Annotated in this window: 1 protein-coding gene; it reads right to left on the bottom strand. The window is 58.9% G+C overall.

Annotation, left to right across the window (positions count from 1 at the left end; translation table 11 throughout):
- Positions 1-550 (bottom strand): TRAP transporter substrate-binding protein (locus tag AC1DS5_RS25475; protein WP_477721025.1); only part of this gene is annotated, 550 nt, incomplete at both ends.

Here is a 550-nt window from a genome sequence, read left to right as displayed (position 1 = left end):
CTGTAGAAGCTGGTCTTGGCCAGGGCATCGCGGAAGATGGCACGATCGACGTCGATGAATTGCAGCCCCTTCGACGTGAGATCGGCGCGCAGCGACTCGCTGAGTTTCGCTATGTCGGCCCGCTGGTCGGTTGCCGAACGGTCGAATTCACGCGAGACGATTTCCTGCACATCTTTCGGCAGACGCTCGAAGGCGCGCTTGTTGCCGAGAATCCAGTAACCGTCCCAGACATGACCGGTGAGACTGCAAGACTTCTGCACTTCGTACAGCTTGGCTGTCGCAATGATCGGTAGCGGATTCTCTTGCCCGTCGACGACCTTGGTCTGCAGCGACGAATAGACCTCGTTAAAGTTGATCGGGGCCGGCCCGGCCTGCAACGCCTTGAACAGCGAGGTCAGGATCGGCGCCGGCGGGACACGAACCTTAAAGTTCTTGAGATCGTCCGGCGTCTTGATTTCGCGCCCCGACGATGTGACGTGACGGAAGCCGTTGTCCCACACTTTGGACACCGTCATGATCGGCGTCTTTGCGATCTGGGCGCGGATATAAC

The organism is Polaromonas sp. P4_H1, from assembly GCF_056400945.1.
This window is presented reverse-complemented; position numbering and strand designations above follow the sequence as displayed.